General features: G+C 62.1%; 11 protein-coding genes. 5 read left to right on the forward strand and 6 right to left on the reverse strand.

Features of this window, described 5'->3' with window-relative positions; all coding sequences use genetic code 11:
• Window positions 1-101: 101 nt before the first annotated feature.
• The 3 genes from V7787_RS06830 to pcaQ all read right to left on the reverse strand — a co-directional run bounded on the left by V7787_RS06830 (window position 102) and on the right by pcaQ (window position 2,766).
• The gene (locus tag V7787_RS06830; RefSeq protein ID WP_054888718.1) at window positions 102-539 is read right to left on the reverse strand and encodes a YkvA family protein; all 438 of its coding nucleotides are present in this window, start codon (window positions 537-539) and stop codon (window positions 102-104) included.
• A 288-nt stretch (window positions 540-827) separates the two neighbouring features.
• Entirely contained in the window at window positions 828-1,580 is a 753-nt protein-coding gene (locus V7787_RS06835) for an FKBP-type peptidyl-prolyl cis-trans isomerase (protein ID WP_010952765.1), read from the reverse strand.
• A 253-nt stretch (window positions 1,581-1,833) separates the two neighbouring features.
• Window positions 1,834-2,766, reverse strand: a complete 933-nt coding sequence (gene pcaQ, locus V7787_RS06840) for a pca operon transcription factor PcaQ (protein WP_064491337.1) — start codon at window positions 2,764-2,766, stop codon at window positions 1,834-1,836.
• Between the two features lie 154 nt (window positions 2,767-2,920).
• Here pcaQ and V7787_RS06845 point away from each other — a divergent pair, with 154 nt between their 5' ends.
• The gene (locus tag V7787_RS06845; RefSeq protein ID WP_231114236.1) at window positions 2,921-4,249 is read left to right on the forward strand and encodes a hypothetical protein; all 1,329 of its coding nucleotides are present in this window, start codon (window positions 2,921-2,923) and stop codon (window positions 4,247-4,249) included.
• Window positions 4,250-4,857: 608 nt separating this feature from the next.
• Here the strand turns inward: V7787_RS06845 and V7787_RS06850 are convergent.
• Complete coding sequence (locus V7787_RS06850; protein WP_010952762.1) at window positions 4,858-5,787, reverse strand: helix-turn-helix transcriptional regulator; 930 nt, start codon at window positions 5,785-5,787, stop codon at window positions 4,858-4,860.
• Between the two features lie 295 nt (window positions 5,788-6,082).
• On the opposite strand from V7787_RS06850, the gene V7787_RS06855 reads away from it, so the two are divergent.
• The 4 genes from V7787_RS06855 to V7787_RS06870 all read left to right on the forward strand — a co-directional run bounded on the left by V7787_RS06855 (window position 6,083) and on the right by V7787_RS06870 (window position 10,106).
• Window positions 6,083-7,423, forward strand: coding sequence for an MFS transporter (locus V7787_RS06855; protein WP_104887163.1), 1,341 nt, complete (start codon window positions 6,083-6,085; stop codon window positions 7,421-7,423).
• 220 nt (window positions 7,424-7,643) lie between these two features.
• Window positions 7,644-8,354: a fumarylacetoacetate hydrolase family protein gene (locus tag V7787_RS06860; protein ID WP_064493503.1), complete on the forward strand. Its 711-nt coding sequence runs from the start codon at window positions 7,644-7,646 to the stop codon at window positions 8,352-8,354.
• 18 nt (window positions 8,355-8,372) lie between these two features.
• Window positions 8,373-9,131: an SDR family oxidoreductase gene (locus tag V7787_RS06865; protein WP_064493502.1), complete on the forward strand. Its 759-nt coding sequence runs from the start codon at window positions 8,373-8,375 to the stop codon at window positions 9,129-9,131.
• A gap of 24 nt (window positions 9,132-9,155) precedes the next feature.
• A complete protein-coding gene (locus V7787_RS06870) occupies window positions 9,156-10,106 on the forward strand; it encodes a 2-hydroxyacid dehydrogenase (RefSeq protein ID WP_064493501.1) in 951 nt (316 codons plus the stop codon).
• 127 nt (window positions 10,107-10,233) lie between these two features.
• Here the strand turns inward: V7787_RS06870 and nirD are convergent, their stop codons facing one another.
• Window positions 10,234-10,596, reverse strand: coding sequence for a nitrite reductase small subunit NirD (nirD, locus tag V7787_RS06875; RefSeq protein WP_064493500.1), 363 nt, complete (start codon window positions 10,594-10,596; stop codon window positions 10,234-10,236).
• Window positions 10,596-13,148: a nitrite reductase large subunit NirB gene (gene nirB / locus V7787_RS06880; RefSeq protein ID WP_064493499.1), complete on the reverse strand. Its 2,553-nt coding sequence runs from the start codon at window positions 13,146-13,148 to the stop codon at window positions 10,596-10,598. The genes nirD and nirB overlap by 1 nt, the downstream gene beginning before the upstream one ends.
• Window positions 13,149-13,384: the final 236 nt, after the last annotated feature.

Genomic DNA, 13,384 nt, shown 5'->3' on the forward strand with positions numbered 1-13,384 from the left:
AAAAAGGATTACAGCATGTAATCCGTAGGCATAACCCTTATGCCAATTATATTACCAACTCCGAGGTCTGTGCAGTTGAGGTGAGATTCAGGCCGGTTTCATTACTTGTTGCGCTCCAGCTGCAACGCTTCCGGGGTAGCCGGCAGGCGCTCGACCACGCGCAGCCGTTCGGGTGCCTGGCTATCGCGCCAGGCCTTGAAGCGCGCCAACTCGTCGGCCACGGTTTTCAGCACCCAGCCCAGCACCGCGATGTCATCGAGGAAACCCACCCCCAGCAACCAGTCCGGGATGGCATCGATGGGGCTGACGAAATACAGCAGGCCCGCCACGACAGTGACCAGTGCCTTGGGGCTGATGGCACGGTACTCACCCCTCCACCAGGCCAGGCACAGCGACTGCAGCAGCTTCACATCTTCACGCAGTTGGCCGAGGCGCGGGCCTTTGCGCGCCACCGCGAACAACAAGGCCGGCAAACGACCGCGGCTGAGCAGGCGCTCGGCCAATGGCAGGAAACGGGCGAAATTCCAGGGTGCGCTCATGGAGCCTCCGAGAGGAAAAGGTTATCCACATTTATTGTGGATAACCTTGTGAACAGGGCGACGTTTCCGACCCCAGGTGCCTGCCAGGCAAGGGGCCCGGTCAGATCGGGCGTTTTTTACACAGTCGTTTCACGCCATGACTACCTGCGGCGCAAACGATTTGCGTCAGAAACATCCTACTTCTTCACGCTGCATTTCCTCGGACAGTATCAGCTGTTGCAGGTTCGTCCAATCGGCACAAACGAAAACGCCCCAACAATGTGGGGCGTTTCCGACAACCAGCCAATGTTACTTGGCAGGTGCTTCTTCAGGGGCTTCGGCCTGCGGCTCGGCACCTTGCAACTGGGCCGGGTCCTTGATGGCAATCAGTTCCAGGTCGAACACCAGTACCGAGTTGGCCGGGATCAGCGGGCTTGGGCTTTGTGCGCCGTAGGCCAGCTCAGCCGGGATGAACAACTTGTACTTCTCGCCGACGTGCATCAGCTGCAAACCTTCGACCCAACCTGGGATCACACCGCTGACCGGCAGGTCGATCGGGCTGCCACGCTCGACGGAGCTGTCGAATACCTTGCCATCGATCAGCTTGCCTTCGTAGTGGACAGTGACCACGTCAGTCGGTTTGGGCTGCGGGCCGTCGGCCTTCTTGACCACTTCGTACTGCAGGCCCGAGGCAGTGGTAACCACGCCTGGCTTCTTGGCGTTTTCTTCGAGGAATTTCTTGCCGGCGGAGGCGGCTTCTTCGCTGGCCTTGGCCAGGCGCTCCTCGGCGCGTTTCTGCAACGCGGTGAAAGCTTCTACCAGCTCTTCGTCCTTGATGCGTTGTTCTTTCTTGCTAACGGCGTCTTCGATACCGAGGGCGACTGCTTTCGAATCAAGGTCTTCCATGCCTTCCTGAGCCAGGCTCTTGCCCATGTTCAGGCCGATACCGTAGGAGGCTTTCTGCGCCGGAGTCTTCAGCTCGGGGCTGCTGGCTTGTTGATCGCAGCCAGCCAGTACCAGGCCTACCAGGGCAACCGCAGCCGCCAAACGATGCTGTTTCATGCTATTTCCTTGTTCATGCGCCATGAGGGCAATCAGGGTAAAGCCGCGAGCTTATCAGGCGGCCATGACCAATGGCTACCGGCATAGGAGCGGGTTTTCGTAAGGAAGTTCAGTCATTAAAAGCTTCTTCATCGAAGCTTTACAGCCATTGGCCAGTATTGACCCTTTGTGCCTGGTTTGCCGATTTTTTGTGGCCTTTTATTTCTGCGGGTTCTGAGGAGGGGAACATCAGGCCAGGCAGCCCCCCGAAACCTCAAGGATACCAACCCTCTCGATATTCCCCCGCCACCTCCCGCAGCACCTCACCCACCCACTGCCCCGGCAAACTCAACGGCAAGGCGGCATTGCGGCAAATCCCCACCGACCCTCCCGGCTCACGCACACCCAGGTCAAGCTCGACCAGTTCGCCACGGCGCAGGTCGAGCAGCACGGCATCACGCGGCGCCACCCACAGGCCATCGCTGCCCAGCAGGTAGCGCCGGCTCAGGGCAAGCGACAGGGTTTCCAGGCGCTGGGCCGGCATCTGGATGCCGCATTGCACGAACAGGCTGTCGGCATGCTGGCGGATGGTGGTGCCGGCCGGCGGCAGCACCAGCGGGTAACGCCCCACCTGCCCTCGCTCCACGGGCGTGCTGGCCAGCAGCGGGTGACCCGGGCGCACCACCAGGCTCATCGACTCGCTGTACAGGTGCTCGAACGACAGGCCCTGGATCTGTGGGCTGTCGGTCATGCGCCCGACCACCAGTTCCAGCTCCCCCAGGTGAAGTTGGCCAAGCAACTGCGCGCTGACCCCGGTGACCACGCTGATCACCAGCGCTTCATGGCGCTGGTGGAGGCGGCACAGTACCTCGGGCATGAGCAGGCCTTCGACCGTGGACAGCACGCCAATGCGCACCTGCGACGGCGCCCGCGCTTCACCGCGCAGGCTGCTGACGCCATCGCGCAGCGCCTGCACACTGGGCCCGGCGTAACGCATGAAGCGGGTGCCGGCCGGAGTCAGCTCGACACCCTGGCGGCTACGCTCGAACAGGCGCGCCTCGAGCAGGTCCTCAAGCTCCTTGAGGGTCTTGGAAATCGCCGGCTGGCTGATCGACAGGATATCGGCCGCCCTGGCCAGGCTGCCCTGCCGGGCAATCTCCAGGAAGCACAGCAAGTGGCGGTATTTGATGCGGGTGTCGAGGTTCATGGCAGCAAGCTTACCGCATCGCTACCTGCGGCGTATCCAGGTCTGCCGCCCCGTGCTCCCCGTTGCAGCCCAAACTCCAGGACCGGATCGTTATCCATCGACCACCAACGCCTATCATTTTTGCCAGTACCCGCAACCATCCGGATCGCATTAAATGAGATCGCAAAAACCACTTCCCCAAGTGACAGGTCATATCATGCATCCAAATATGGTTTTTTTTGCCCAGACTCAACACACCCCCCGTGATTACCAAGGCGAGAGTCAGGAACTCAAGGCGCCCATTGACGTAACCTATGCCGACAAAGGTCACCTTCACATCGGCGAGCCTATCGTGAGTCATAGAAACGAGGTTTCGCAAATCCTGGAAAGCAACTACTATCCCGAGCGAATTTACTTGAGAGGCGTCCACAACGGCACGAAACCTTTCATTGCGCGGACCTTGAAAGATGGCGAGCTGGATACGTCTTTCAACAAAACTGGTCTTGTCTATCTGACTGACCTGAGCACAGTTTTTGATTATCATAGTTACCTGCACATGGCCGAGGATGCGGAGGGTCACATCCTGCTCACTATGAATGATCTAACCCAAGGCTTCACCCACCTGTGGAAGCTTAAGCCAAACGGAAAGCCAGATACTGATTTCGGCAGCAACAACGGCTACGTCATCCTAAATAATTTTTTCAATTTTAAAGATATCAGGCTCTACGAATTCACCATTTACAAGAACGACTATATCTTCTCAGGTTCCCTCGAAGACGCTCCAATCCTTTTCGTGCTCACCCATGAAGGTGTCCCACGCGAGAGCTTTGGTAAGCTAGGCATCCTCAAGATGCAAGATCTTATTCCGAACCTCCGATATGTCATTGGGGCGCCTAAGATGCTGGAGGTTGGTGAGAAGGTGCGCATCATCATCTACACGCGCTATTACACCGATTCGGCGAGCGTAAACGGAATCGCAGCACTGACAGTGTCCGGAGAGCTCGACCAGCGCTTCGCTGACAACGGGGTCTATTGGCCAGAGCCTGGCCTTATCATTTATGGTTTCACGCTAAATAACGCCAGTCAGCGCATCACCGTCCACGGCGCGATGTGGTCCGAAGGGACCGTTAATCCCATGATCTATCGGCTAGACTACACAGGAAAACCTGCTAAAGAATTCAACGAGGGTCGTGTCCTATTATTCCCAATTGAGGGTGGCTGGGACTATATGACAGAGGCCGATGGAAAACTGGTAGGTTATGGTTCATTTTTCACTCGCGGCATGGCGGTGCGTTACCGTCTGGACGGCCAACTCGACACTACATTCGTGCCGCCGAATGGTTACGGTGTTTTTACGGCAACGGTGCCTGAACCAGGATTCTATGGTAACAGCCATTCCGCAACGGTAATGCCAGAAAGCCAACGTCTCCTCGTAGCGGGGCGGGAAGCACGGACGGGTTCCACCCCTTGTGTCATTGCTGTCTCATTGAAGCAACAAAAATGAGACGAACTGGCACTTTACCAGAGACTGCATAAAAGTCTTGAGGCGAAGTTCAGGCAAGGCGAAAACAGCCGAGGAAGCGGACGTTACGGACTGTAAATCAACATTCCGAGGCTGTTTTCAACGCAGTATCAACGAGTATCAAGACTTAAGTGCTCGACAGGATATCGGACGCCCTGGCCAGGCTGCCCTGCATGTCCAGATCGTTGACGCACCTGTCACTTCTGCCAGTAGCCGATCCTGGCGAAGCATCGCTCAATAGGTGTTCAGCGATTATTGTGAGTGGAGCTCAATACCATGGTCCGAATCAAGAATGCCGAGGGTGGCCTGATCGGTTACGGTGGTTTCTATGCCTTCAACATAGCGGTGCGCTACCACTCAAGCGGCCAACTGGACACTCGCTTTGCCCCCCCCATATGGCTACGGTCAGTTTGGAGCGTTTTCGGGGGAATTTGGCTTCATCACTCACACCGACTCGATGGTAATCGATACCGACAACCAGCGCATGCTGGTGAGCAGGCAAGACGTACAGCAGGGCTACCGACTCCCCTGCCTGCTCGCCCTCTCTCTGAAACCGGACCAGTAGTACGCCACGGCAGAAGCGGGCAGGCTTAAAGCATTGCCGCCTGCGGCGTATCCGGGTCACGTTGCTGGCGGCGGAACTGGCCAGGTGGCAGGCCGTGGATCTGGCGGAAACGTCGAGAGAAGTAAGCTTCGTCCGCAAAGCCACAAAGCCGCGCCACCTCGCCCACCGGGCGGCTGCCGTTGAGCAGGTAGTTGCGTGCGGCGTGCATGCGCCGCTCCAGCACCAGCTCGCTGAAGGTCTTGCCGATTTCCTTGCGCAGCCAGTGGGTCAGGTAGGTCGGCGACAGGTAGGTGGCGGCGGCGACTTTCTGCAGGTTCAGGTCGGGGTCGTCGATATGCCGGCGCAGGTAGTCGCTCATGCGGCCCAGCGCGGCACGGCGGCTGAGCTGGGCCGCGTTGCTGTCGGCCAGTTCGCGCAGCGGCTCGGCATACAGGCCACAGACTTGGCCGATCAGCTGCAGCAACAGGCCTTTGAGGATTTCGCGGGTGCCGAAACGGCGGTTGGCATCCAGCGCACGCATGCGCTCGAGGGTTTGCCGTACCTCGGCAAAGTCCGGGTCACTCAGGTGGAAGTCGAGATGCTCCTGAAAGCGGAACGGCGACAGCTCCGGCGCCTGCAGGATCGACACTTCCTCCAGGTCCATCGGGTCGCAGGCCAGGTGCGGCAGCAGGAACGTCTGGGAGAAATTGATCACCACGAAGTCGCTGTCCGCCGGATGCGGTATTACATGCACCCGGTGCGGCAGGATGAAGGCCAGGGTGTTGCGTCTGAATGGGCGTTGCACGCTGCCGATGTGTTGCACCGTGTCGCCGCCGAGATTGACCTGGATCTGGAAGTACTCATGACGATGCGGCGCGGTCTCGGCGGGACGCCCGCGCTGATCGCGGATATAGAAATCCATCAGCTCGCTGCGCTGCTGCATGACATAGGTCGGAACCTCGCGCTTGGGGGGCATGGGCAATCTCCGGGATACGGGCGCTTTAAGTTGTACGACGTCCAAACTCTGCAATTTAACCCCTTATGCAAAAACCTGCGCAACCGAAAATCCACGCAGCCCTCTGATAATGCGCTATTCAGCCAATTTTTCAGGCGAAACCCCGGCTGAGAAATTTCTTGGACAGCACAGCACTGCCCCGCCTCCAATGAAAAAAACGGTCTAAATACCCCGTTGCATTCACCTCGTTGTACGACCACCTTAGAAAAGGGACTGCAGCCCAACCTCTACCAACAACAACAAACGAGGTCGACTCATGTCGAGCACGCCTACCCCCCCCGCCGCGTCGTCGTACACGCTGGACGCGGCCCCCGCCCAGCGCCTGCCTACCCGCCGCCGCTGGTTCATGCTGTCGCTGCTGCTGGTGGCGACCATCATCAACTACGTCGACCGGGTGAACATTTCCATCGCAGCGCCGTTCATGGCCAAAGACCTTGGCCTGGACAAGGTCGAGATGGGCCTGATTTTCTCCGCCTTCGCCTGGACCTACGCGTTGGCCCTGGTACCGGCTGGCTTCATTGCCGACCGCTTCGGCTCACGCCTGACCTATGGCGTGTCGCTGATCAGCTGGTCGGCGGTCACCGTGGCCCAGGGCCTGGCCAGTGGCTTCGCCTCGCTGTTCGGCCTGCGCCTGGCGGTCGGCGCCATGGAGGCCCCGGCCTTCCCGGCCAACAGCCGTGCGGTTACGGTATGGTTCCCCGCTCGCGAGCGCGGCATGGCCAGCAGCATCTACGTATGTGGCCAGTACCTGGGCACCGCGCTGTTCACCGGCGCGCTCCTGTGGCTGGCGACCACCTATGACTGGCGCCACGTGTTCTACAGCACCGGTCTGGTGGGAATCCTGTTCGGCGTCGTGTGGCTGGTGATGTACCGCGACCCGCTGAACTGCAAGAAGGTCAGCAAGGAGGAACTGGCCTATATCGAGCACGGCGGTGGCCTGGTGAAGAGCAGCCAGCAACGTACCCGCTTCGACTGGCGCCAGGTTGCCGAACTGTTCCGCTATCGCCAGATCTGGGCGATCTGCCTGGGCAAGTTCGCCAGCACTTCGGCGCTGTACTTCTTCCTCACCTGGTTCCCCACCTACCTGATCGAAGAACGCCAGCTGACGCTGATCAAGGTCGGCATCTTCGCGGTCATGCCGTTCATTGGTGCCACGGTCGGCATCCTCCTGGCGGGCATCGTCTCCGACCTGCTGATCCGCAAGGGCTACTCGCTGTCGTTTGCCCGCAAGCTGCCGCTGGTGGTGGGCTCGATGCTGGGGATGTCGATCGTGCTGGTGAACTTCACCGACTCCAATGTGCTGTGCATCGCCGTGCTGACCCTGGCGTTCTTCGCCCAGGGCATCGCCTCGTCGTCGTGGGCTGCCGTGTCGGAAGTGGCGCCAAAAGAGCTGATCGGCCTGACCGGCGGCATTACAAGTTTGGCGGCGAACATCGGTGGCATCGTCACACCGATCGTGATCGGCGCGATCGTGCACGCCAGTGGCTCGTTCGCCATGGCGTTCTGGTTCATCGGTGGGGTGGCGTTGATGGGCACACTGTCTTACTCGCTGCTGCTTGGGAAGCTTTATCGCATCGAGCTGAAGACTGCGGGCTGAGCCAAGGCGTGTATTGACGGTACCGGCCTCTTCGCGGCTAAAGCCGCTCCTACGGGGGGACGGTATTGGCCTTGGGTTTGACGCTAGCCCTGTAGGAGCGGCTTTAGCCGCGAAAGGGCCGGTACAGGTGCCTTGGATAGTCCAACCCAACCCCGTTTTCGTCCAACTTTGCCGGCCAGCCGCTGGATACGCTGTCCACTCCAGTACGGAGGATCCACCCATGACCTACCTGTTCAACCCGCCGGCCATCGTCAGCCTGCCGATCCGCGGCAGCGATGCGCGCTTCCCGGTCGGCCGGGTGTTCTGCCTCGGCCGCAACTACCCGTGGCCGGAATCCTACGGCGCGGCGCCGCAGGAGCCTGTGTTTTTCATGAAACCGGCAAGCAACGTGGTCGAGGCACTGGGCGAACTGCCCTTCCCGCCGCAGACCGACGAGTTCTGCCATGAAATCGAGCTGGTCGCGGCCATCGCCAAAGGCGGCGCCAACATCGCCAGCGAGCATGCCCTGGAGCACGTGTTCGGCTTTGCCGCCGGTCTGGACATGACCCGTCGCGATCACCAGCGCAAGGCCAAGGCCGAGGGCCTGCCGTGGGAAGGCGCCAAGGTGTTCGAGGCTTCGGCACCGATGACCGCCATCGTCCCCGCCAGCGAATGCGACTGGCCGCTGGATGCGTCCCTATGGCTGCAGGTCAATGGCCAGGAGCGCCAACGGGCACACCTCAGCCAGCAGACCTGGGCATTGGCCGAAGTGATCAGCAGGCTGTCTCGCCAACTGCCACTGCGCCCGGGCGACCTGATCATGACCGGCAGCCCGCCCGGCGTGGCCCCGCTGAACCCGGGCGACACGATACACGCCGGGATCGACGGTATTGGCGAGCTGCACCTGCACGTCGGTCCTCGCCCTGCCGGGCATACCGCCAACGCCGCCTAAACCTGTTGGAGCCTATCGATGAGCCAAAACAAGAAAGTCGCGCTGGTCACCGGTGCTGGCAGTGGCATCGGCCGTGCCGTCGCCCTCGCCCTGCTCGAGGACAACTTCAGCCTGGTCCTCGCCGGGCGCCGCGCCGAACCGCTACAAGCCGTCGTCGAGCAAGCGCAAGCAGCGGGCGGTGAGGCCTTGGCCGTTCCCACTGACGTGCGCGATGAGCAAAGCGTTGCGCAGTTGTTCGCCACCATCGAGGAGGTGCATGGCCGCCTCGACGTGATGTTCAACAATGCCGGCATCAACGCCCCCGCTGTACCCGTCGACGAGCTGCCGCTGGAGAACTGGCGCAACGTCATCGCCACCAACGTCGATGGTGTATTCCTGTGCGCCCGCGCCGCCTTCGGCCTGATGCGCCGCCAGCAGCCGCAAGGCGGGCGGATCATCAACAACGGCTCGATCTCGGCGCACACCCCACGCCCGTTCACCGCACCTTACACCGCCAGCAAGCATGCGGTACTGGGCCTGACCAAGGCGCTGGCGCTGGATGGTCGGCCTTACAACATCGTGTGCAGCCAGGTGGACATCGGCAACGCCCTGACCGAGTTGTCCGAGCGCATGACCCGGGGGGTGCGCCAGGCCAATGGCGAGATCGCCGCCGAGCCGATGCTCGACGTGCGCCATGTGGCCGATGCGGTGCGCTACATCGCAGCGCTGCCGCTCGACGCCAACGTACTGAACATGACCGTGATGGCCAGCAACATGCCATTCGTTGGCCGTGGCTGATCCCTGTTTATGATGGAGTGACCGATGAAACCAGAAGTCCTGCAACTGAGCCCTATCCTGATCCCGCAGATCCGTGAGCGCCTGGAACAGCTGTTCACCGTACACCGCTACTACGAACAGGCCGACAAGGAGGCCTACGTCAGCCAGCATGCTGGCAATATTCGCGGCGTGATCACCGGCGGCCACACCGGCATCAGCCAGGCGCTGATGGCGCGCCTGCCCAACCTCGAAGTGATCGCCGTCAATGGCGTCGGCACCGACGCGGTAGACCTGGCCTATGCCCGCGATCGCGGCATCCAGGTGACGGCGACCATCGGTGCGCTCACCGAGGACGTCGCCGATCTTGCCATCGGCCTGCTGATCGGCTTGTGCCGGGGTATCTGCACCGGTGACCGCTTCGTTCGCGCCGGCCGTTGGGCCACCAGCACCACGCCCCTGGCACCGCTGCCACTGGCCCGGCAGGTGTCGGGCATGCGCGTGGGCATCGTCGGCATGGGCCGGGTCGGTCGGGCGGTAGCACAGCGGGCGGCAGCCTTCGGTTGCCCGATCCGCTACACCGATCTACAGGCGCTGGATGTGCCCTACGGGTTCGAGGCAGATCTGCTGCAGTTGGCCAAGGACAGCGATGCGCTGATCCTCGCGGCGGCGGCTGACAAGGGCGAGGCGCTGATCAATCGCGACGTGCTGCGGGCGTTGGGCAGCGAGGGGTACCTGATCAACATCGCACGCGGCAAGCTGGTAGATGAGCCTGCGTTGATCGCCGCGCTGCAGGCTGGCGAGATCGCTGGCGCGGCGCTGGACGTGTTTGCCGATGAACCGCGAGCGCCCGAGGCGTTGTTCGAGCGTGAAGATGTAGTCCTGCAACCCCATCGCGCCAGTGCCACGGTACAGACACGCACGCGCATGGGCGAGATGGTGGTGGCCAGCCTGGTGGATGTGTTTGCCGGGCGCACGCCGCAGGGGTTGGTTATCTAGTCGGCTTGTGCTGGCCTCTTCGCGGGCAAGCCCGCTCCCACAGGTGCAGCGCCGTATTTGAAGGCGGTGCAGATTCCGTAGGAGCGGGCTTGCCCGCGAAGAGGCCGGCACAGGCAGCAAAGGGGTATCAGGCCACCGCCAGCTCCACCGCCTCCCCCTTCAACCGCACCGGCCACACCCGCAACCTCTGCCCGGCATCCTCCAGGCACTCCCCACTCAGCAGGCTGAAATGCTGCTTGTACAACGGCGCCGCCACCACCAGCTCGCCCTGCACACTGCCCACCAGCCCACGGCCGATGATATTGGCGCCGGAGCGCGGGTCACGGTTGTCCACCGCGTATAACGGCTGCGCCTGCCCCGGCAGGTAGAACAACGCCACCTGGGCCCCATCGAGCCAAACCACGACCCCGGAATCGGCCACCAGGTCTTGCGCCTGGCACACCGTCTGCCAGTTTTCTTGCGTGTTCACAGCAACATTGGCCAGGTTCATCAGACAGCCTCCTCGACAGTTGGGATCAGGTGCAGCGGTGCAGCGGGCCGGCGTTGTTCGCGTTCGCGCACGAAGTGCACGTCCGGGTCGGCGCGTCGGTCGTTGACGAAGGTACGGAAGCGCTTGAGCTTCTCGGGGTCGTTGAGGGCATTGGCCCATTCGCATTCATACTGGTCGACCACATGCTGCATCTGCGCTTCCAGCTCGTTGGCCAGGCCCAGGCTGTCGTCGATGATCACCTGCTTCAGGTAGTCCAGCCCGCCTTCCAGGTTTTCACGCCACACTGAGGTGCGCTGCAGCTTGTCGGCCGTGCGGATGTAGAACATCAGCACGCGGTCGATCAGGCGTACCAGGGTTTCGTCGTCCAGGTCGGTGGCGAACAACTCGGCATGCCGCGGGCGCATGCCGCCGTTGCCGCACACGTACAGGTTCCAGCCCTTGTCGGTGGCGATAACGCCGATATCCTTGCTCTGCGCCTCGGCGCATTCACGGGTGCAACCCGATACCGCGAACTTGAGCTTGTGGGGGCTGCGCAGGCCCTTGTAGCGATCTTCCAGGCGCAGGGCCATGGCGACACTGTCCTGCACGCCGTAACGGCACCAGGTGCTGCCCACGCACGACTTCACCGTGCGGGTCGACTTGCCGTAGGCGTGGCCGGTTTCGAAACCGGCCTCGATCAGTTCGCCCCAGATCAGCGGCAGCTCGTGCAACTGGGCGCCGAACAGGTCGATGCGCTGGCCACCGGTGATCTTGGTGTACAGGTCGTATTTCTTGGCCACCTGGCCGATGACGATGAGTTTGTCGGGGGTTATTTCACCACCGGGAATGCGCGGCACCACCGAATAGGTGCCGTTTTTCTGCATGTTGGCCATGAAGGTGTCGTTGGTGTCCTGCAGCGGCACCAACGCCGGGTCCATGATCGGCTGGTTCCAGCACGAGGCGAGAATGTTGCCCACCGCCGGCTTGCAGATGTCACAACCCAGATGGCCCTTGCCATGGCGTTCGAGCAGTTCGCTGAAGGTGCGGATACCCTCCACCCGCACCAACCCGTACAGCTCCTGCCGGGTGTAGGCAAAGTGCTCGCACAGGCTCTTGTCCACCGCCACGCCGCGGGCCGTCAGCTCGTGCTCGAAGACTTGCTTGAGCAGGGCCGCGCAACCACCGCAGCCGGTCGCGGCCTTGGTGCAGCCCTTGACCGCAGCGAGGTCACTGCAGCCACTGTCGATCGCGGCGCACACCGCACCCTTGCTGACGTTGTGGCAGGAGCAGATGGTCGCACTGTCGGGCAGCGCATCGGCGCCCAGGGCCGGCGCACCACCGCCTTGCGGCAAGATCAGCGCTGCCGGGTCGGCCGGCAGGGCGATGCCGTTCTGGGCGTACTGCAACAGGGTGTCGTAATAGCTGTTGTCGCCGACCAGCACCGCGCCGAGCACGTGCTTGCCGCTGGCATCCACCACCAAACGGCGGTAAGCGCTGTTGGCTTCATCGATGAAGCGATAGCTGCGCGCGCCCGGCGTGGCACCGTGGGCATCGCCGATCGAACCGACATCCACACCCAGCAGCTTGAGCTTGGTCGACATGTCGGCGCCGGTGAACGCCACTGCCGCCTCGCCCATCAGCAGCCCGGCCAGGTTGCGCGCCATGCTGTAGCCAGGGGCGACCAGGCCGAACACGCTGCCGTTCCACGAGGCGCACTCGCCGATGGCGAAGATGCGTGGGTCGCTGCTGCGGCAGTGGTTGTCGATGACCACGCCACCGCGCGCGGCGATGTCCAGGCCGCAACCCCGGCCCAGTGCATCCTGTGGGCGGATACCGGCGGAGAACACGATCAGGTCGGTTTCCAGGTGCTCACCGCCGTCGAAGTTCATGCGGTAGCGGTAGGTTTCACCGGCACTGACCGACTGGGTGGCGCGTGACAGGTGCACCCCCACACCCAGTGCTTCGATCTGCGCCTTCAACGCGGCACCGCCCTCGCCGTCCAGCTGTACCGGCATCAGCCGTGGGGCGAATTCCACCACGTGGGCTTCCAGCCCCAGCGACTTGAGGGCGTTGGCCGCTTCCAGGCCAAGCAGGCCACCGCCGACCACCACCCCTCGGCGGGCACCGGCTGCGGCAGCACGAATGCCATCGAGGTCGTCCAGGGTGCGGTAGACCAGACGGGCATTGCCGCTGGAGCCTTCGATCGGCGGCACGAAGGGATAGGAGCCGGTGGCCAGCACCAGTTGGTCGTAGCCATAGCGACTTTCGGCAGTGACGACTTCGCGGCGCTCGCGGTCGATCTCCAGCACGGCCTCACCCAGGTGCAGGTGCACGCCATTGGCCTCGTAGAAATCGTGCTCACACAGGGCCAGGGTTTCGGCACAGCTGCCGCCGAAGTATTCGGACAGGTGCACGCGGTCATACGCGCGTTGGCGCTCTTCGCCGAATACCCGCACCTCGAAGCGCTGCAGGGCGCCGCGACTGACCAGTTGTTCGACGCAATGGTGGCCGACCATGCCGTTGCCGACGATGACCAGTCGCTCTCGTTGCCCGCTGCTCGCTGTTGCCTTCATAAGCCGATCCTCGATCAAAAAAAAAGCGCCTGGAGCCGAAGCTCCAGGCGCCTTTGCCTGTATTCATCACGGTAGGGGGCCCGGTTGATCGCCGTTGATCAGTGGGCTTTGTTGTATCCGAGGTTAAGCAGGGAGCGTGCCAATTGGGTTGCCTGGGTTGCGTGGGTTGCCTGTGTCGGCCTCTTCGCGGGTAAACCCGCTCCTACACTTGCGCTGGGCCCGCCCAGCCAATGCAC

This window comes from Pseudomonas sp. CGJS7 (genome assembly GCF_036961695.1).